Here is an 18,394-nt window from a genome sequence, read left to right on the forward strand (position 1 = left end):
TAATATGAAAACCCTGCAACCTTTATTTTTGCTGCTTTTGCTGACTTTTGTGCTGCCCGCTGCGGCACAGCGTGGCTTTGATACCGAGAATCTGACTTACTGCCAGCGTACGGGTAAGGCCATTTATATGTACAATGCCAATTATATTAAAATTGGAAATGCTCTGCCGCATGCTGAAATTGGACAGGGCGGGGGTGCCGCGGAGGCTATGCTGACCGATAAGGGACTGATGGCGCAGTTTGGTTTTATGCGTTATTTTGATTTGGACATCAACCGCAACCGTTTTGGTATTGGTTACATTGTGCCTTTGGTGGCGACTTACAGTCCGTGGTCGGACCCGAATCCTGTGCACCAGGCTTTGCCCGATTTGGAGGAGCGGCCTTACTTGTTTTTTAGTGCGGGGGTGGGACCTTTAATTACTACGCGACTGGTCGATAGGGTTTTGCTCGATTTGTATGCTACGGCGCAACCTACGGTGTCGTACTACGGGGGCTACAAAGCTGAGGTGGCGGGTTTGGAGTACAAGGAGTATTCTTTTTTGTCGCTGAATTTGGGTGCGGTGATTGGGGCGAATTTGCGCTACCGCTTTTTGGTGGTGGGGGCGGATTGGATGCCGTTGCAATCGACTTACAAGGTGTATGAGTATTTGGATGAGGAAAGTTCTGAGCGGTCGCCTTATAAGGAGAAGCGGGATGTGGGAAGGGTGTCGCTGAACGTCGGGGTGTTTTTTTGACAGCCTGCGCCTGACAGAAAATTTCATTCTTATACGCTTGATGCAGCTGTTCTGCGCTGCTGCCTGTTTCCTGTTCACTGCAGTCGTTTCACTAAAAACATCGAAACTCGCCTACGGCTCAGACAGCGATGTTTTTGACGTTTCACTCCTTTGTTCACTTACGGAAACATTCAGAGGCTTATACAGCTGCATCTGCGCTTGAACGAAATTTTCTGAAGGTCGCTGTCTTGCAAAATGTTGTTTCCAGAGTTTTGGTTTGATGCAGCTGTTCTGCGCTGCTGCCTGTTTCCTGTTTACTGCATTCACTCCGCTACAAGCATCGAAACTCGGGTGGTCGTAGTGCAATCTTGCGCCTGACATAAAATTTCTATTCACTTACGGATGCTCCACTACAAGCACGGAACTCGCCTGCGGCTCAGACAGCCGTGCTTGCTACGTTATGCATCCTTGTTCATTACGAAATTTTCTGAAGGTCGCTATCTTGCACTACTTCCCTTCCAGAGTGGAGCCCGGATTTTTACGTTCACTTCACAAAGGCTCTTTTTCGGAAATAATCTGAGGCTTGATGATATACATCTTTGCTATGACGAGCTGTTTTCTGAAGGTCGCTGTCTTGCACTACTTCCCTTCCGGAGTGGGGACGTGTACATTTGAAAAAAAGCTTTAACTTTCGGGTGGATGAATAAAAAGCAGTTTTATGAATTCAGATGTGCGCTGGCAACAGCGTTTTGACAATTATAGGAATGCCTTTGCCCGCTTGGAAACAGCTTTGGGCATTGAGGGGCCCTCTGTGACGGAACAGGCTGGCATTATTCAATTTTTTGAAGTCAGTTTTGAATTGGCCTGGAAGGTGCTCAAGGACTTTTTAGTAGCTGAAGGTTTTGAAGTTAAGAGCCCGCGGGAGGCCATAAAAACGGCCTTTCAAAGTGGTTATATTCATCAGGGTGAGTTGTGGATTCATGCACTTGACAGTAGGAACCTTTCGGTACACACTTATGATGAAGCTATGGCTGCTGAGCTGACTGAAAATATAAGGACTTTGTATTTTCCGATTTTAATGGGTTTGAAGGAATGGGGCGAGTTACAAATCAAACGGTGATTATTCCCGGATTGGGTGAGCACGCCACCGGATTAATTGTGGAGGCACTTAAAAAAGTACCCGAGGTGGAGGCGGCTGTGCTTTTTGGCTCAAGGGCTTTGGGGACTTATTCTCCTGGGTCGGATGTGGATATTGCCCTAAAGGGAAGGGGGATAAATCAAGGGCTTTGTATACGTCTTTCCGGTTTGCTGAATGAGGAATTGCCTTTGGTCTGGCACTTTGATGTGGTGCATTACGATCAGCTCAGTAACGTGGCCTTGCGGGAGCATATCGACCGGGTAGGGTTGAGGATTATTTGAGCTTTGATTATCATGAGCGGGAAGGATTCCTGCTTTTCTTTTAAGATCTCTTACCGGTCGGTGGCAAATTGCCGATTGGTAGGAGATTTTTTTGCCTGGGAATGTGGAATATTTTGAGTAGTTTTGAATTACCTCTAAATGCGAATGATTCTTATTTAGGTGTAATTATGATGAAGGACAGTTTGACGTTAAGAGATTTAATTGCCTCGAAAGGCTTAAAGGTGACGCCCCAGCGCATGCGTGTTTTGGAGGCGGTTTTTGCTTTGAACAATCATCCTACGGCCGAGAATGTTTTGGATTACATCAGAAAGCGGGATCCCAATATTGGTTCGGGGACGGTGTATAAGGTGCTCGACACCTTAGTGGCCAATAATCTGATTAAGAAAGTGAAGACGGAACGGGATGTGATGCGCTACGATGGGGTATTGGAGAATCACCATCATTTGTATTGTATTCAGTGTGATTATATTGAAGATTACAACAATGAAAAGCTGGATGCCTTGCTGCAGGAGTTCTTTCGCGAGCATCCCATTGAAAATTTTGTTGTTGAAGAATTAAAGCTGAGTATTAACGGCAATTTTATTGTGCATAAGAATAAAGATCACGATTGATAACCATAAAACTATAAGATTATGGCATGTGTTAACGGTGTAAAACCACTGAAAAAGAAAGTTGGTCAGGATACCCCGACTGAAAACATTAAAAAGGAGGAAAAATCTATGAGTGCAACAATGGTAAGACAGGAAATGCCTGAATTTGAAATGGAAGCCTACGATGCTAAAACAGGCCATTTTACAACGGTTTCGAAGGCTGATTACAAGGATAAGTGGACGGTTGTTTGCTTTTATCCGGCCGACTTCACTTTTGTTTGTCCCACCGAAATTGCTGCTATGAATGCGCATTACGATGAGTTTCAGAAGTTGGGTGTGGAGCTGTTGCCGGTATCGGTGGATTCGAAGTTTTCGCACAAGCGTTTTGTTGAAACAGAACCTATTTTAAAGGGGCTTAAACTGACCTTGGGTGCAGATACTACTTTGGCGGTCAGCCGCAGTTTTGGGGTTTTGATTGAAGAAGAGGGTGTGGCACTGAGAGGTCGTTTTTTGTTTAATCCCGATGGGGTTTGTGTGGCTCAGGAGGTTCAGGCCGATTCGGTAGGTCGCAACGTGAATGAATTTTTGCGTCAAATTCAGGCCTGGCAGCATGCCAGTAAAACAGGGGAAGTATGTCCCGCAGGCTGGCGTCCGGGTAAGAAAACCCTGCCGGTGCAGACCGAAATGGAAAAGATGACCGGTCGCGTAGGTGATTACATTACGCTGGATGAAATTTTGAGTTAAAGGACCAGGTTTTTCTTTGGTGCTGGCCATGTTGGCTGGTGCCGGGTAAAAGTTTTAAAAACCATGACAGGAAGGAGGTGTTGCCGACTTTGCTGTTATGGTTTTTTTGTTTTTGGAGGGCTTTGCTTTTGAATGGTAAGCTGAGGGAGGTGTTTTATAACATGTTTTAAGTGGGGCGGGACTTGTGAATAATCCTTAATTTTGATTTTTCAATCTGAAAATACGAACGCTAATGATAATCAAACAGTTATCGGTTTTTCTGGAGAATAAGGCGGGCAGACTGCACGAAGTATTCGATGTTTTGGGTGGTGCCAACATTAATGTTTCGGCCTGCAGTGTGGCCGATACTTCGGAGTTTGGCATCCTGCGTATGATTGTTTCGGAGCCAGACAGGGCACGAGAAATCTTGAAGGAAAAGCTGTTTTCGGTGAATGTGAGCGAGATCATTTCCTTTGCTACGCCCAATACACCCGGGGCCTTATCTAAGACTTTAGAGATTCTTGCGGCTGCCGAAATTGGTATTGAATACCTGTATGGCTTTTCGGTGGGCGAAAAGTCCTTCATTGCCTTGCGTTGTGATAAGCCGGAAAAGGCGGTGATGGAGTTTCAGCGTCATAAATTGGAATTGATCAGTTCCAGTGATTTGTATAAGTTTTAAGATCCTTAGCCTTTAATCTGAAGTGAATAAAATGACCAATAAGATTTGGAACCCGCATTTTGAAACGATGTCGCGGGAGGATATGCGTCAGGTACAGAGTGAGCGTTTGCGTGATGCTGTGGAGCGTGTGTACTATAATGTGCCTTACTATCGGGAGAAGATGCAGAGTCAGGGCTTGGGGCCCGAACATATAAAGTCGGTAGACGATTTGAGCAAACTGCCTTTTACGGTGAAGCAGGATTTGCGCGACAATTATCCTTTTGGTTTGTTTGCGGTGCCTATGAGTGAAATCATTCGGGTACATGCTTCTTCGGGTACCACCGGAAAACCTACGGTGGTGGGCTATACCAGAGCCGATATCGGTGTTTGGTCGGAGGTGATGGCGCGCACGCTGACTTCAGCGGGTGCCGGCAAAAATGATTTTATTCAGATTGCCTATGGCTATGGTTTGTTTACCGGTGGTTTGGGCGTGCACTATGGCGGCGAAAAGATTGGTGCGTCTGTGATTCCTATTTCGGGGGGGAATACCAAGCGACAGTTGCAGCTGATGGAGGATTTTGGCAGTACGGTACTGGCTTGTACGCCTTCTTATGCTGCTTACCTGGCTGAGGCTATTGAAGAAAGTGGTATTAAGCGTGAGGATTTGAAGTTGCGCATTGGCGTTTTTGGGGCAGAACCGTGGACGGAGAATATGCGACGGGAGATTGAGAAGCGTCTGCAGATTAAGGCCATTGATATTTATGGTTTGAGTGAGATCATTGGTCCGGGTGTTTCTTTTGAATGTCCGCATCAATGTGGTTTGCACATTAATGAAGACCATTTTATTCCGGAGATTATTGACCCGGAGACTTTAGAGGTGTTGCCCGAGGGGGAGTTGGGGGAGTTGGTTTTTTCGACAATAACAAAGGAGGGCTTGCCCATTATTCGCTACCGTACGCGCGATTTGACGCGTCTGAATTTTGAGAAATGTGCCTGCGGTCGTACCTTGGTCAGGATGAACAAGTGTACCGGGCGCAGCGACGATATGTTGATTATTCGTGGGGTAAACCTGTTTCCCTCTCAAATTGAGAGTGTTTTGTTGGAAATGGACGAGACTACGCCGCATTATTTGCTGATTGTGGATCGTTTGAATAATCTGGATACTTTGGAGTTGCAGGTGGAGGTGGAGGACCGCTTTTACAGCGATACCATAGGTGAGCTGCAAAACTTACGAAAGAAGATTCAGCACCAGGTAGAAAGCGCCACGGGCTTGTCGGTTAATGTAAAATTGGTAGAACCCAAGACCATTGAGCGAAGTGAGGGTAAGGCCAAGCGTGTTATTGATAAGCGTAAATTATTTTAGCGGAATATGGGTGCTTTTCCGATTGCTGAGGAGGTGGTATTGAAGTTGCGTAAGCAGCTGGGGATTTCGACCCTGGCCCAGGCTTCTATTCGGCAGCTTGTGCAGTTGACCGATGGCTTGCAGGACTATTGCGGCGAGGGTTTCATTCGCACCGAAATGGGGGTGCCGGGCTTGCCGGCGGCCGAGCCTGGTGTGACTGCGCAGGTGGCGGCCTTGCACGAAGGGGTGGCCAGTGTTTATCCGCCCATCCAGGGGGTTCCCGAGCTTAAGGAGGAGTTGTCGCGCTTTGCCCGTTTGTTTATGGATTTGGAGCTGCCCGCCCGGGGGTGCATTCCTTCGGTTGGTGCCATGCATGCTTCCTTATTGGCTTTTATGGTGGCGAACCGGCGCGACCCGGCCAAAGACACTACGCTGTTTATTGATCCGGGCTTTCCGGTGCAGAAGCGTCAGCTGGGGGTGCTGGGGATGAAGTACGCCCACTTTGATATTTACGATTACCGGGGGGATAAGCTGCGTGCCAAGCTGGAGGAGTTTCTGCAGCAGGGTAATATCGGCACTTTTTTATACAGCAATCCGAATAATCCGGCCTGGATTTGTTTGACCGACAAGGAACTGGAGATTATTGGGGAACTGGCCACGAAGTACGATGTGGTGGTTTTGGAAGATCTGGCTTATTTTGGGATGGATTTTCGGGAGGACTTTGGTCGGCCCGGAGTGCCGCCCTTTGTGTCGTCGGTGGCGCGGTACACCGACAATTATGTGTTGCTGTTTTCGGCTTCGAAGATTTTTAGTTATGCGGGGGAGCGCTTGGGCGCGGTGCTGATTTCGGATGCTTTGTTCGACCGGGAATTCCCGGGCTTGTCGTCGCACTTTTTGAGTACACGTTTTGGTCCTGCACTTTTGCAGGAGGCTTTGTATGCGACTACAGCGGGTGCGAGTCACTCGGCCCAAAGGGGTGTTGCTGCGGTGTTGAAGGGGATAAACGACGGGGTTTATGATTTTACGGGTGCTTTGCAGCCTTATGGCGAGCGGGCACGACAAATGAAGCAACTCTTTTTAAAGTATGGTTTTCACTTGGTGTACGACCAGGATGAGGGGCGTTCTTTGGCAGATGGCTTTTATTTTACGGTGGCGCATAAGCGCCTGACGGGCGAACAACTGCTGGCGGAGTTGTTGCGCTTTGGCATCAGTGCCATTACTTTAGATACAACCGGCAGCTCGCGTACCGAAGGGCTGCGTATTTGTGTGTCGCACACGCGCTCTGAACGCATGGCGGTGCTGGAGGAGCGTTTGCGCTTGTTTGCTGCAGCGCGCGCCTAAACTGAGGTTCCTGAGACCTGAATGGTCTGTAAAACAGAATGGTTATAAATAAAAGGCTAAGTGACTGAAAGATTTGTCGCTGGGCCTTTGTCTTGTCTTCTATTTGCATGGGTATGCAGGTACAGGATGCTGTTTTTGTGTGACTTAATCTCAGATTATGATTAAATTCGTTGACCGTTATTTAAAAATGTTAGTATGGCAAAAATGAAAGGTGCAATTGTGGTGGATATGGTAAGCTGCAAAGGGTGTTCTCTTTGCGTGGAGGCTTGTCCCACCCAGGTAATTGGTCTTGCCGATGAGGTAAACGCCAAGGGATACAATTATGCCTATATGGTTAATCCGGAGGCTTGCACGGGCTGTTCCAATTGTGCAATGGTGTGTCCCGATAGTTGTATTACTGTGTACCGGATGAAGGTGGCGGAGCCCGCTTAAGCTTCCGGCAGTTGTTTTTTGGTTAAATGTCGGTCTGCGTGGACCGGATAAAGATAAATTATGGATAATAAAAAAGATATCCGATTGATGAAAGGCAATGAGGCCATTGCCGAGGCAGCTATTCGCTGCGGGGTGGACGGCTATTTTGGCTATCCCATTACGCCGCAGTCGGAGGTTATGGAGACTTTGATGCTGCTGAAACCGTGGGAAACGACCGGGATGGTGGTTTTGCAGGCCGAAAGTGAAATTGCTTCGATCAATATGGTTTACGGAGGAGCCGGTTGTGGCAAAAAAGTGATGACTTCCTCTTCGAGTCCCGGCGTTAGTTTGATGCAGGAGGGACTGACTTATCTGGCGGGTGCGGAGCTGCCCTGTGTGGTGGTGAATGTGGTGCGGGGCGGACCTGGCCTGGGTACCATTCAGCCTGCGCAGTCCGACTATTTTCAGTCGGTTAAGGGGGGCGGTCATGGCGATTATAAGTTGATTGTCCTGGCGCCTGCTTCGGTGCAGGAAATGGCCGATTTTGTGGAGTTGGCTTTTGATTTGGCTTTTAAATACCGGAATCCGGCTTTGATTTTGAGCGATGGAATGATTGGTCAGATGATGGAAAAGGTGGAGTTGAAACCTTATAAAAACCGTTGGACCAACGAGGAGATTGATCAGTTGCATCCCTGGGCTACTACGGGTAAACCGGCGGAGCGGGAGCGCAACATCATTACTTCGGTGGAACTGGATCCGAATGCTTTTGAGCGTTTTAACCACAAGCTGCAGGATAAGTACCGGAAGATGCAGGAGGAAGAGGTGCGTTGCGAGCAATTCAATTGTGAGGATGCCGATTATTTGTTGGTGGCCTATGGTTCCAGTGCCCGTATTTGTCAGAAGGCGATGGAGTTGGCTCGTGCTAAGGGGCTGAAGGTGGGCCTTTTGCGCCCGATTACTTTGTTTCCTTACCCCACGCGGGAGATTCAGGCTTTGCTGGGGCATGTGAAGGGCATTCTTTCGGTGGAGCTGAGTGAGGGGCAGATGGTGGAGGATGTTCGCCTGGCTGTGGACGGAAAGGTTAAGGTAGAGCATTTTGGTCGTGTTGGTGGTGTGGTTCATTCGCCCGAAGAGGTGGTGGAAGCACTGGAACGCAAAATTATTGGAGGATAAGGTTATGGAAGTTTCAATTAAGGATATCATTAAGCCGGAAAATCTGGTTTATCAGAAAAGCAGTCTCCTGACTGAGAAGCCGATGCACTACTGTCCCGGTTGTACGCACGGGGTGGTGAATCGTTTGATTGCTGAGGTGATTGAGGAGTTGGGCTTGCAGCAGGAGACCATTGGGGTGACGCCGGTGGGTTGTTCGGTGTTGCTTTACAATTACATTGATATTGATTGGCAGGAGGCGGCGCACGGTCGTGCGCCGGCTTTGGGTACGGGCATTAAGCGCCTGCGTCCGGATAAGTATGTGTTTACTTACCAGGGCGATGGCGATTTGGCGGCCATTGGCACGGCCGAGACAATTCATGCCTGTAACCGGGGTGAGAATATTTTGATGGTGTTCATCAACAACGGTATTTACGGGATGACGGGGGGACAGATGGCGCCGACGACGCTGGAAGGAATGGCGGCATCGACTTGTCCTTTTGGTCGTGATCCGGAGCGGGATGGTAATCCTTTGCGTATGACCGAAATTGTGGCTACCCTCCCGGGTACGCGTTATGTGACGCGCCAGGCGGCACATACTGCAGGGGCGGTGCGCAAGCTCAAGAAGGCGTTGATTAAGGGTTTCAACAATCAGAAGGAGAACAAGGGGACTTCTTTTATTGAGGTGGTATCGACTTGTAATTCGGGTTGGAAGATGACGCCGGTGCAGGCTAATGAGTGGATGGTGGAGAATATGTTTCCCTTTTACCCGCTGGGTGATATTAAGGACAAGTAGTAATTGACAAACGCTGTTTATTATGAATGAAGAAATTATTATAGCTGGTTTTGGGGGACAAGGGGTGCTTTCGATGGGTAAAATTTTGGCTTACTCGGGTGTGATGCAGGATATGGAGGTGTCGTGGATGCCTTCTTATGGTCCGGAAATGCGCGGTGGAACGGCCAATGTTACGGTTATTCTGAGCGACAGTCGCATAAGTTCTCCCATTTTGAAAATGTACGATACGGCCATTATTCTGAACCAGCAGTCGATGGATAAGTTTGAGCCTTTTGTTAAGCCTGGTGGTGTGCTGATTTACGATGGCAATGGGATTACCCGTCATCCTGAGCGCAAGGATATTCAAGTTTATCGGGTGGATGCGGCCGAGGAGGCAGCCCGTATGCAGAGTCCGAAGACTTTCAACATGATTGTGTTGGGTGGTTATTTAAAGATCAAGCCTTTGGTGAGTCTGGATAATGTGATGCTGGGCCTCAAAAAGTCGTTGCCTGAGCGCCACCACCGTTTGCTGCCGATGAATCAGGCAGCTATTGAACGGGGTGGGGAGATTATTTACAAGGTGGAGGCTTAAGTCGGACCGCCACCAACCAGCCAGCGACTGGTGAGGCTTTTTGCGACGGATGAACCTGTTTTAAGGTTTATACCTCCAGCGTGCAGCCGCTGTAAAAGGTTTGTACTTGTTGTTGCATGACTTCTTTTAACAGGCCTTGTGCATGCTTGCCGGTACAATGTCCGGTGATGAGTTGCATTTCAGGATAAGTTTTTAGTAATCCGCGGCCGAGGTCGCGGATTTCTTCGTTCAGCTCCCAGGCGCTGCTCTCGGTTTTGTTGGGGAGGTGGGCTCCGCCTATGCAGGCTTTGATTTTGTTGGTCTTGCAATAGGCGCTGCAGGCTTCAATGGTGTTGAGGAGTCCGTTGTGGGCGCAGCCGGAGAATACGATGAGTCCGTCACCTTCTTTTACGGCCAGGGCCATTTCGTGGTCGAAGGTGTCTGGCAGGCGTTTGCCGTCTCCATCCTGGGCGTACAGGGTGCTGTTGGCCCGCGGTTGGGGATGGTTTTGGGGCAGGTGGGTGACCAGGGCCAGGTTGTCGCTGAGCCATTGGCTTTGCTTGATGTAGCGTACTCTCGGGGCGTATTGTTCGAGTACCTGGTGCTGGAGGGTGATGTCGCGGGGACTTTCGTGCCGGTAGCTGTAGTATTTTTTGTGGCGTACCTGCTCGGATATCAGTACGGTGGCCTTGCTGTTTATCTGCAAAAAGGCTTCGAGTCCCCCGGTATGGTCTTTGTGTCCGTGGGATAGGAAAACGTAGTCGATGTCCTCCAGCTTAATGCCCAGTTTTTGGGCGTTTTCGATGAAGAGGGGACTGTTGCCGGTGTCGAGCAGCCAATGAAGGCCATCGGCCTGGAAGTGCATGCTGAGTCCGTGTTCGTGGTGCAGCTGGGCTTGTTGGGGGTGGGCTTCGTTGTCGATGAGCAGGGTAATTTTCATTTTTAATTGGTTTTAGTTGGATAAAGGTACGAAAAAACCCTCCGGGGTCGGAGGGTTTTAGGTAGACAAACAAAAGTTGTTCTGTTGCGGGAATTTTCGGTTTCGAAATGCCCTGGGGCAGCAGATTGTTCTTTTGTTATTTCTTCTGAATCTTCTTGAATACTTCTTCCTTAGCCAGGGGTTTGGTGCAGAAGAACCAGTCGTAGCACTTCATTTCACCTTCTTTACCTTCCATGCGGTTTTGGGCGGTTCCACAGCTGCCGGCGGTGGGTACAATTACATCGTCGCCCGGACGCCAGTCGGCCGGGGTGGCAATGTTGAAGGCGTCTGCGGTCTGCAGGGCAATAACGGCGCGCTTAAGTTCGTCGAAGTTACGGCCCATGGACAGGGGGTAGTAGATGATGGTGCGGATTTTGGCTTCGGGATCGATGATGAAGACGGCGCGTACGGCTTTGGTGTTGCTTTCGCCGGGCTGTATCATGCCGTATTTGGACGATACTTCCATGGTGATGTCTTCGATCAGGGGGAAGGTGACTTCTACGTCCTTCATGCCTTTGTATTCGATTTTTTCTTTGATGGTGCGCAACCAGGCAATGTGGCTGTAAAGGCCGTCGACGGACAGGCCTACCAGTTCGGTGTTGAGTTCTTTAAAGTCCTTTTGCATGGTGGCAAAGGTCATGAACTCGGAGGTACACACGGGGGTGAAGTCGGCGGGGTGACTGAACAGAATGACCCACTTGCCTTTGTAGTCGGCCGGGAAATTGATGATGCCCTGGGTGGTTTCTGCGGTAAACTCAGGTGCCGGGTCGCCAATGCGTGGCATGGCGTACACTTCTTGTTTTGTCTCTTCCATGATCATTTAATTTATAGGTTAACGATGAATTGAATGTGTGTGTTTTGTTATGAGCAAATGTTCAAAATTATATCGATTAAGACAAATCTTTTTAATCACTTGAATTTATGGGGCATTGCAAATTCCTATAAAAGGAGTAGGTTGTCCTAAATACTTGTCGTACTGATTTTAATCAGAATTTTAGGGTGTACTTGAAGTAGGGGATGGGGAAGGGGAAGAGACTGAGTTGTTTGAGCTGACGTGTGGCGGCTCCGGCGTCGCTGCTGCTGTTGTCGGCAAAATACAGTACAAAGGGGTTTTGACGCCCGTAAACGTTGATGAGTCCCACACTCCAGATGCGCTGGGTTCTTGTTCTTTGTTTGTAAAAATTGAAGCCGATGTCGAGTCGGTGAAAGGCCGGCATGCGCAGGCCGTTGATGGCGGTGGCATTTTCGGAGAAGCCGCCCTGACCGGATGGTTGCAGGTGGGGATAGTCGGGGGCGTAGTATTTTTCTACCGGTAGGGTCACCGGGGTGCCGCTGCCGTACTGCCACATGAGTCCCCCGTCGGTCCGTTCACTAAAGCGGTAGCTGAGCGAAAGATTGAAGTCGTGTCGCCGGTCGAACCTTGCAGGAAAGGCTTGTCCCTTGTTCAGTTGGGGGTAGGTATTGGTGGTTTTGGCCAGGGTATAGCCGGCCCAACCGGTGAGTGCGCCCCGGGTTTTGCGCAGGAGCAGTTCGAGACCATAGGATTCGCCATAGCCACTGGTCAGTTTGTCTTCCCAGTCGGTGCTGTAATCGAAAAATCCGGTGCTTTCTTTGTAGTGCAGCAGATGGTCAAGCTCTTTGTAGTAAAGGTCGAGGTTTAAGCTGTACATTCCGTCCTTACTCAGGTAGTGGTTAAGGCCCAAATTGTATTGAACGGAACTTTGCGGTGGGATGCGGTCGGTCACCGGCAGCCATAGGTCGGTAGGCAGGGCTACGTTGGAGGAACTGACCAGGTGAATGTATTGGGACATGCGTGTGTATCCGGCACGCAGCGAACTGGTGGTGCTGAGCCGGTAATTGAGCCCCAGTCGGGGCTCAATGGAGTGGTAGTTTTCCTGGCCGCCCGAAAAAATGACGGTGCGCAATCCGGCATTGATGCGCAGTTTTTCGCGTAAAGTCCATTCGTCCTCCAGGTAAAGGTGGTTTTCCCATCCTGTAAGATTAATTTCTCCGATGGTGGTTTCTACCTGACCTTCTGAACTGCTGTCTTCCTGCACCACATCGATGCCTGGATTGAAGTCGTGCCGAATGGCCCCGAGTCCAAATTTGATCAGGTGGTTGTTGCGCGGGTAATAATCGAAATCGACCTTGAGTCCATAGTCGCGTATGCCGCTCATATAGCGTTGTTCAAAGGAATCCCAGTTGTTTTCGATGCGGTTGTTGCGTTGCACACCAATAAAGAAGCGGTAATCGGAATAGGTGCCTGTGACATTGGCAAAGAGTTTTGGGTTGATGAGGTAGTTCCAGCGCAGTCCCGTTACCAGGTTGCCCCATCCTGCGTCGTTTTGGTCGCTGAGCGTACCCTGGCCCACACCATTGTTTCCGGCATCATCGGGACGTTGAAAGTTGTAGTTGGTAAAGTACTTGTCGCGTCCCCAGTAAAAGTTCAGATAGAGGCGGTGCCGTTCGTTGATGCGGTGGTTGTATTTGCCGTTGAGGTCGAAGAAGTAGTAATTGGTGCTTTCGTCGTTGCCCCGTTGCGCCAGTTCGGCTATCAGGTCGAGGTAGGTGCGCCGGAAGGAAAGGGCAAAGCCGGAAACGTCTTTTTTTACGGGGCCGTCGAGACTTAGTCCCGACGACAACAAACCCAGGTTGAGGGTGCCTTGCAGTTTGTCGTTGTTGCCCTCGAACATGCGGATGTCGATGACCGAGGAGAGGCGTCCCCCATAGCGCGCCGGGAAGGCGCCTTTGTAAACTTCGGCGTGCTTTACTGCATCGGCATTGAAAATGGAAAAGAAGCCCAGGAGGTGTCCGATGTTATAAACAGGAACGTCGTCGAGCAAAATGAGGTTCTGGTCGGGCCCCCCGCCCCTTACATAAAGGCCGCTGAACCCTTCGCTTCCACCCTGAATGCCGGGCAGCATTTGAATGTTTTTTACCAAATCGGTTTCCCCCAAAAGGGCTGGGGTCTGACGAATTTCCTGTACCGGAATGAGGGTAGAGCCCATGGGGGTGGTATAGCGCAAATCGCGTGGGCGAGGGGCTTCTACTTGAATTTCGCTAAGGAGGAGGGTGCCCTGCAGGCGAAAATTCATCACCGTGTCGGCTTGTAGATTCAGTTCGATAGTCTGTCCGCTGTAGCCGACGTAGGAAGCTCTGAGGCGATGATGACCCACAGGCAGGTGGAGTGAAAAGTAGCCGAAGTTGTTGCTGACGGTTCCTTTTCCGGTCTGTGGGTCGTAAATATTGGCGGCCGGAAGGGTTTCACCGCTTTGTCGGTCAACGACAAAGCCACTCACCCGATAGCTGTATTCGTCGGGATTCAGGGGGCGTAAAACGATGCGCTGGTCGCGCACGGTATGTGCAAAGGGGCAGTCGGCAAACAGCTCATTGAGATGTTGCAGCAGACTTTGGGTGCTTTTTTGCTGGCGGTGTACCTCCTTTAGGCACATGCGGTTGCTGTAGCTGATGGTCCACCCCGATGCCTTTTCCAGTTCTTCGATGAGCTGACGGGTGCTGCCTTGGGTGGGATGGAGGGTGACTGTAGGCGTGGGGTCCTCCTGAGCCAGCAATGAAAAAGAGGTTGCTCCGAATAACAGAACAACCCCAAGTAGTATGTTGATGATATGTTTTATCTCTGTTTTCAAGCGGGGGTGTTTAGCAATAAACCCCCTAAATTAGTTAGAGATAATTAAAACATCATTGTTCAAAGTAAAGTTTTTTTGAAAGTGTACCTGCAGTTCGTTGGTAATCATCTCCAGGCTTTCGTTTTTGAAGCGGGTGGTAACCAATATCTCGCTGCCTTCTTCTATGCGGAAGGATTTGATTTCCGGGAAGTGGCGGGTGAGTGCAGTGGCTATTTCACTGAGCGAAGCTTTGTCGAAGTCGAGTTCTCCTGTTTTCCAGGACAAAAAGTTTTGGTTGGTGACTTGCCCTTTTCCAAGAACTCGGGGGCCGGCAAGTGCCCATTCGCCTTGGTTGACGATGGTCGATTCGCGTTTGTTCGACAGACTTACGCTGCCTTCGGTAACGTTTAATTCTACTACCTCGCTGTTGTTGTTTAGGTGGAAGGCGGTTCCGACGACTTTTACGGTGACGGGACCGGCATCTACACTAAAGGGCTTGTTGTTATCGGGACGTACTTCAAAATAACCTTCCCCGTTAAGGGCGACATAGCGCTCGTTTTGGCCAAAGGCGGATTTGAATTTTAAGGAGGAGTTCCGGTTCAGAAACACGATGCTGGCATCGGGCAGCACCAGGGAGTCTGCTGTGGCGCCGGTTTCAAATACCACCCAGCGGCCGTAGCCGGGAATATTCCAATACAGGTATAAGCCCGAAGAAACAGTCAAAAACACGAGCGCTACTGCAGCAATACGCATTAAAAAGCGTACAGGACTCTGGTAGGTGGTTTTTACAAAGCCCATTCGTTGACGCAGGGTTTGCCAATCGGCCTCTTTGGTCGAAGCCGAAAGGGCCGACTGTTCCCAAATGAAGCGGTACTCCTGGTAGCTTTGTTTGAAAGCGCCGTCTGTCTTTAATTTCAATTCAACTTCCTCTCGTTCCTGGGCGTTACAGGTTCCGCTGAGGTAACGAATAAGCAGATCGTCGTTGTTGTGGTCTACGGGTTTCATTCTGCAATATTTGGGTACTACTAACGAAACTGAACAACCGAGAAGATGTTGGGTGCTTCCTCGGCCATGGTTTCGGCATTTGCGGTTAGGCTTTCCTGAGCAGCTTTTTGCTCGTCGGCTGCCAGTGTGTTCACGGTACTGGGCTGTTGCTCTTCGGGAAGCGTGCCAAACATTTCTGAAATCAGTTGTAACAGGAATTCCATAATACTTGCTTTAGATGGTTAAAATAACCGTTCGTCCTAAATAGGACAATCGAAAATGGTGCTGCACGTATCGTGCCCGTATAAAATTATTGGAAAAGGACCAATAGAGAGGCCAGTAAAGCAGGCAGAATCTGGTGTTGCGCCAATTCCTCACGCAGTCGCCTGAGTGCCTTACTTATTTGTGTTTCAACGGTGCGTTTTGAAAGTTGCAGCTGTTCGGCGATGTCCTGATTGCTGAGTCCCTCATGCCTGCTCATTACAAAGATGCGCCGGCATTGTTCGGGCAGACCGGCCACGGTCTGGTCGATGATGTGTTGGAGGTCGTTGAGTTCCAGTTCGTCTGCAGCCTCAGTATAGCCATCGCTGCTTTTCAGGATGATTTCGTGGTGTCCGTCTTTCATCTTCTCGCGCTTAATTTCGTTGAGGCAACGATTTTTTACGCTTTGATAAAGGTGGGCGTTGAAGCTGGTGTGGATGTCGAGATCTTTTCTTTTGTCGAAAATCAGCACAAATACGTCCTGCACCACGGAACGGGCCAGGTCGATATCGAGCAACATGCGGTTGGCATACACGACCAGCGGCTGATAGTAACGGTCGAACAGCATACGATAAAAACGTTCTTCTCCTCTCTTGAGGCCATTCAGCAGTAGGGCTTCTTCGGCGGGAGGTGTTTTATGCAACATGCTGTTTTGTCGAGTTTCTTATTATTGTATGATGTATTGCTATACCTTACGGTTGCGCTTACCTTACAAAAATAGTGCTTTTTATACAGTTGAGACGCTGAAAGGGCTATTTTGGTTGAATATTGCACTCCAAATGTGCCTTTGGGCACTTGAAGTGTTGAGGCGGGTTGGGTCAGGTGTAGAATTTTGGTGCAGATGGCGTGGTGACTTGTTGTTGATTTAAACAGTATTAGCCCCGAAATGGTTGACAGTCCCTATTTTTTTTGATTTTTTTATCGGGAAAGGCGTTGGCGGGATAGCTAAAAGTTTTTATCTTTGCCCCGTCTTAATCAGAAAGACAATAGAGCTCGGGATGTAGCTCAGTCCGGTTAGAGTACCCGTCTGGGGGGCGGGGGGTCGGAAGTTCGAATCTTCTCATCCCGACAAAAAAGGGTTAGCACTTTTAGTGTTAATCCTTTTTGCTTTACTTCTCTATAATGTTATGTTATAAGGATGTGTCTTGTTGGTACTTGTCCTTAAAATGTTATCCCCTTGTCTGAACTGGAATTTGCGTACATGTTGTTCAAATATTTTTGTGAAATCTAGTTTAACAAGATTGAAACAAATCGGACAAAGTTGTCGTAAATAAGGCTTTTGATTCTAATAAATAATTAGGGAGAGAAAGCGTATGAGAGGGAAGAGTTTTACATGGACAGCGATAGCTCTGCTGTTGCTTTTTTTAATGACAGGCGCAGAACTTCGCGCCCAGTCTTACACCAATGTTAATTTTACGACCATAGGTGGAACGACCAATGGTTACGGACGGTCGGGACAGCATGGAAGTTCATCTGTTCCGGGGATTACACTTTATTTTATTGGAATTACCCCGACAGGAACCGGTAATTTTGAAGTTTTTGATGTGTCGGGGATGAATGAACCAGGCGTCTCGAATTCCGATCCGTTTAACCAGGCGTATTTTAAAATTTCCACTTTGTCCACACCACGTTTTAATATGAACCAATTTGATGTTTATAATACGGAACCAGTGGTGGTTACTATTACCGTGAGAGGATGGAGTGATGATCACTCTTTGCCTCCGGGATCTGGAGTTCCGAATGTTGAGCAGATCATTGATGTGCCTCCGCACGGATGGTCGACTTTCAGTTTGACTGGATTTGAGGGACTTAAGAATGTGACCATCGATTTTCCAGATGGGGCGGGTTTATTGTTTAATCAGTTCCATGTTCAAAAGGTGAAAGAGAATCAGGTCTTAGTTTCCGGGACCTTGTTGGAGGAAACCATTACCCTTGAGCAAAGCACCACTTTGACAGCTTATGGTGGTTCCGGTACTGGTGCTTATGAATTTCGTCAAAACGGTGGCACCGGGTCGGTCAGCTTTAGTGGGAGTGGTAATTCCCGAACCATTTATCCGCTTACTGCAGGTTCCGTAGAGTTAGAAGTGCGTCGTTTGGGGGACAGTAATTATAAGGATTCTGAATGGAGTTCTGCCGGGACTTTGACCATCCAAAAAGTATTTGGTGTCGAGAGCCTTTCTGATCCCCTGACTTATAATGGGAATGCGCTGGAGCCGCATCCCGTTGTAAAGGATGGTGGAATAGTGCTGACTGAGGGTGTTGATTATGCTTTGCAATATTCAAATAATACCCAGGCTGGAACCGCTTCTGTTTCTGTATATGGAATTAACAATTACGGCGGAGTTAGGGAGGTCGATTTTCCCATACTTCCCAAAGCCTTGACTGTTGGTGGACTGGCCATCGACAATAAGGTGTATGATGGTACGGTGGCTGCTGTTATTGGTGGCGCTGCTACTCTGGAAGGTGCGGTTCTTGGTGACGATGTGGCTCTGGATGCTTCTTCAGCCAGTGCTGCTTTTGCCGCAGCTGATGTTGCGGAAGGTATTGCTGTAGCTGTCTCCGGCTATGCCCTGAGCGGCAGTGCCGCAGCTAATTACAGTCTGACCCAGCCCGCCGGCTTTACGGCCGACATCACACCCAAGGCGTTGACTGTTGGCGGACTGGCCATAGACAATAAGGTGTATGATGGAACTACGTCGGCAATTATCGTTGGCGCTGCCTCTCTGGAAGGTGCGGTCGTTGGTGACGATGTGGCTCTGGATGCTTCTTCAGCCAGTGCTGCTTTTGCCGCAGCTGATGTTGCGGAAGGTATTGCTGTAGCTGTCTCCGGCTATGCCCTGAGCGGCAGTGCCG

19 protein-coding genes and 1 tRNA gene are annotated in these 18,394 nt (G+C 49.1%); 14 read left to right on the forward strand and 6 right to left on the reverse strand.

The window, feature by feature from the left end:
* Window positions 1-4 precede the first annotated feature (4 nt).
* The 12 genes from B4W65_RS15415 to B4W65_RS15470 all read left to right on the forward strand — a co-directional run bounded on the left by B4W65_RS15415 (window position 5) and on the right by B4W65_RS15470 (window position 9,712).
* Window positions 5-733, forward strand: coding sequence for a hypothetical protein (locus B4W65_RS15415; RefSeq protein WP_088656070.1), 729 nt, complete (start codon window positions 5-7; stop codon window positions 731-733).
* Between the two features lie 697 nt (window positions 734-1,430).
* Entirely contained in the window at window positions 1,431-1,832 is a 402-nt protein-coding gene (locus B4W65_RS15420; RefSeq protein ID WP_088656071.1) for a nucleotidyltransferase substrate binding protein, read from the forward strand.
* Window positions 1,805-2,131 carry a nucleotidyltransferase domain-containing protein gene (locus B4W65_RS15425; protein WP_088656072.1) on the forward strand — a complete coding sequence of 109 codons (327 nt, stop codon included), beginning with the start codon at window positions 1,805-1,807 and terminating at the stop codon, window positions 2,129-2,131. Before B4W65_RS15420 ends, B4W65_RS15425 begins: the two co-directional genes overlap by 28 nt.
* Window positions 2,132-2,298: 167 nt before the next feature.
* Window positions 2,299-2,742 carry a Fur family transcriptional regulator gene (locus B4W65_RS15430; RefSeq protein ID WP_158522869.1) on the forward strand — a complete coding sequence of 148 codons (444 nt, stop codon included), beginning with the start codon at window positions 2,299-2,301 and terminating at the stop codon, window positions 2,740-2,742.
* A gap of 21 nt (window positions 2,743-2,763) precedes the next feature.
* On the forward strand, window positions 2,764-3,465 hold the full coding sequence (locus B4W65_RS15435) for a peroxiredoxin (protein ID WP_088656074.1): 702 nt from the start codon (window positions 2,764-2,766) through the stop codon (window positions 3,463-3,465).
* 232 nt (window positions 3,466-3,697) lie between these two features.
* Window positions 3,698-4,123, forward strand: a complete 426-nt coding sequence (locus B4W65_RS15440; RefSeq protein ID WP_088656075.1) for an ACT domain-containing protein — start codon at window positions 3,698-3,700, stop codon at window positions 4,121-4,123.
* 31 nt (window positions 4,124-4,154) lie between these two features.
* Window positions 4,155-5,465 (forward strand): phenylacetate--CoA ligase family protein, encoded by a 1,311-nt coding sequence (locus B4W65_RS15445; RefSeq protein ID WP_088656076.1) that lies wholly within the window; start codon window positions 4,155-4,157, stop codon window positions 5,463-5,465.
* A gap of 6 nt (window positions 5,466-5,471) precedes the next feature.
* Window positions 5,472-6,785, forward strand: coding sequence for a pyridoxal phosphate-dependent aminotransferase (locus B4W65_RS15450; protein ID WP_088656077.1), 1,314 nt, complete (start codon window positions 5,472-5,474; stop codon window positions 6,783-6,785).
* A 195-nt stretch (window positions 6,786-6,980) separates the two neighbouring features.
* Window positions 6,981-7,217, forward strand: coding sequence for a 4Fe-4S dicluster domain-containing protein (locus B4W65_RS15455; RefSeq protein WP_088656078.1), 237 nt, complete (start codon window positions 6,981-6,983; stop codon window positions 7,215-7,217).
* 60 nt (window positions 7,218-7,277) lie between these two features.
* Window positions 7,278-8,369: a 3-methyl-2-oxobutanoate dehydrogenase subunit VorB gene (locus B4W65_RS15460; protein ID WP_240509589.1), complete on the forward strand. Its 1,092-nt coding sequence runs from the start codon at window positions 7,278-7,280 to the stop codon at window positions 8,367-8,369.
* 4 nt (window positions 8,370-8,373) lie between these two features.
* Entirely contained in the window at window positions 8,374-9,141 is a 768-nt protein-coding gene (locus tag B4W65_RS15465; protein ID WP_088656086.1) for a thiamine pyrophosphate-dependent enzyme, read from the forward strand.
* 22 nt (window positions 9,142-9,163) lie between these two features.
* On the forward strand, window positions 9,164-9,712 hold the full coding sequence (locus tag B4W65_RS15470; protein ID WP_088656080.1) for a 2-oxoacid:acceptor oxidoreductase family protein: 549 nt from the start codon (window positions 9,164-9,166) through the stop codon (window positions 9,710-9,712).
* A 67-nt stretch (window positions 9,713-9,779) separates the two neighbouring features.
* Here B4W65_RS15470 and B4W65_RS15475 read toward each other — a convergent pair whose 3' ends face one another.
* The 6 genes from B4W65_RS15475 to B4W65_RS15500 all read right to left on the reverse strand — a co-directional run bounded on the left by B4W65_RS15475 (window position 9,780) and on the right by B4W65_RS15500 (window position 16,187).
* The gene (locus B4W65_RS15475) at window positions 9,780-10,631 is read right to left on the reverse strand and encodes an MBL fold metallo-hydrolase (RefSeq protein WP_088656081.1); all 852 of its coding nucleotides are present in this window, start codon (window positions 10,629-10,631) and stop codon (window positions 9,780-9,782) included.
* Between the two features lie 136 nt (window positions 10,632-10,767).
* Window positions 10,768-11,484 carry a peroxiredoxin gene (locus tag B4W65_RS15480; protein WP_088656087.1) on the reverse strand — a complete coding sequence of 239 codons (717 nt, stop codon included), beginning with the start codon at window positions 11,482-11,484 and terminating at the stop codon, window positions 10,768-10,770.
* 172 nt (window positions 11,485-11,656) lie between these two features.
* Window positions 11,657-14,317, reverse strand: a complete 2,661-nt coding sequence (locus tag B4W65_RS15485; protein WP_088656082.1) for a TonB-dependent receptor — start codon at window positions 14,315-14,317, stop codon at window positions 11,657-11,659.
* A 30-nt stretch (window positions 14,318-14,347) separates the two neighbouring features.
* On the reverse strand, window positions 14,348-15,301 hold the full coding sequence (locus tag B4W65_RS15490; RefSeq protein WP_088656083.1) for a FecR family protein: 954 nt from the start codon (window positions 15,299-15,301) through the stop codon (window positions 14,348-14,350).
* A gap of 20 nt (window positions 15,302-15,321) precedes the next feature.
* On the reverse strand, window positions 15,322-15,504 hold the full coding sequence (locus tag B4W65_RS15495) for a hypothetical protein (protein ID WP_088656084.1): 183 nt from the start codon (window positions 15,502-15,504) through the stop codon (window positions 15,322-15,324).
* Window positions 15,505-15,590: 86 nt separating this feature from the next.
* Window positions 15,591-16,187: an RNA polymerase sigma-70 factor gene (locus tag B4W65_RS15500; RefSeq protein ID WP_088656085.1), complete on the reverse strand. Its 597-nt coding sequence runs from the start codon at window positions 16,185-16,187 to the stop codon at window positions 15,591-15,593.
* A gap of 348 nt (window positions 16,188-16,535) precedes the next feature.
* Here B4W65_RS15500 and B4W65_RS15505 point away from each other — a divergent pair.
* Window positions 16,536-16,610: transfer RNA gene (locus tag B4W65_RS15505), tRNA-Pro, on the forward strand.
* Window positions 16,611-16,908: 298 nt separating this feature from the next.
* A partial coding sequence (locus B4W65_RS15510) for a YDG domain-containing protein (RefSeq protein ID WP_205741301.1) occupies window positions 16,909-18,394 on the forward strand: 1,486 nt, incomplete at its 3' end.

The sequence above is a fragment of the Geofilum rhodophaeum genome (assembly GCF_002210225.1).
Taxonomy (GTDB): Bacteria; Bacteroidota; Bacteroidia; order Bacteroidales; family Marinilabiliaceae; genus Geofilum; species Geofilum rhodophaeum.

Excerpts from the sequence above, each read along its gene's own strand:
- B4W65_RS15415 (WP_088656070.1), top strand. The coding sequence starts at position 5 with ATGAAAACCCTGCAACCTTTATTTTTGCTGCTTTTGCTGACTTTTGTG.
- B4W65_RS15420 (WP_088656071.1), top strand. The coding sequence starts at position 1,431 with ATGAATTCAGATGTGCGCTGGCAACAGCGTTTTGACAATTATAGGAAT.
- B4W65_RS15425 (WP_088656072.1), top strand. The coding sequence starts at position 1,805 with ATGGGGCGAGTTACAAATCAAACGGTGATTATTCCCGGATTGGGTGAG.
- B4W65_RS15430 (WP_158522869.1), top strand. The coding sequence starts at position 2,299 with ATGATGAAGGACAGTTTGACGTTAAGAGATTTAATTGCCTCGAAAGGC.
- B4W65_RS15435 (WP_088656074.1), top strand. The coding sequence starts at position 2,764 with ATGGCATGTGTTAACGGTGTAAAACCACTGAAAAAGAAAGTTGGTCAG.
- B4W65_RS15440 (WP_088656075.1), top strand. The coding sequence starts at position 3,698 with ATGATAATCAAACAGTTATCGGTTTTTCTGGAGAATAAGGCGGGCAGA.
- B4W65_RS15445 (WP_088656076.1), top strand. The coding sequence starts at position 4,155 with ATGACCAATAAGATTTGGAACCCGCATTTTGAAACGATGTCGCGGGAG.
- B4W65_RS15450 (WP_088656077.1), top strand. The coding sequence starts at position 5,472 with ATGGGTGCTTTTCCGATTGCTGAGGAGGTGGTATTGAAGTTGCGTAAG.
- B4W65_RS15455 (WP_088656078.1), top strand. The coding sequence starts at position 6,981 with ATGGCAAAAATGAAAGGTGCAATTGTGGTGGATATGGTAAGCTGCAAA.
- B4W65_RS15460 (WP_240509589.1), top strand. The coding sequence starts at position 7,278 with ATGGATAATAAAAAAGATATCCGATTGATGAAAGGCAATGAGGCCATT.
- B4W65_RS15465 (WP_088656086.1), top strand. The coding sequence starts at position 8,374 with ATGGAAGTTTCAATTAAGGATATCATTAAGCCGGAAAATCTGGTTTAT.
- B4W65_RS15470 (WP_088656080.1), top strand. The coding sequence starts at position 9,164 with ATGAATGAAGAAATTATTATAGCTGGTTTTGGGGGACAAGGGGTGCTT.
- B4W65_RS15475 (WP_088656081.1), bottom strand. The coding sequence starts at position 10,631 with ATGAAAATTACCCTGCTCATCGACAACGAAGCCCACCCCCAACAAGCC.
- B4W65_RS15480 (WP_088656087.1), bottom strand. The coding sequence starts at position 11,484 with ATGGAAGAGACAAAACAAGAAGTGTACGCCATGCCACGCATTGGCGAC.
- B4W65_RS15490 (WP_088656083.1), bottom strand. The coding sequence starts at position 15,301 with ATGAAACCCGTAGACCACAACAACGACGATCTGCTTATTCGTTACCTC.
- B4W65_RS15495 (WP_088656084.1), bottom strand. The coding sequence starts at position 15,504 with ATGGAATTCCTGTTACAACTGATTTCAGAAATGTTTGGCACGCTTCCC.
- B4W65_RS15500 (WP_088656085.1), bottom strand. The coding sequence starts at position 16,187 with ATGTTGCATAAAACACCTCCCGCCGAAGAAGCCCTACTGCTGAATGGC.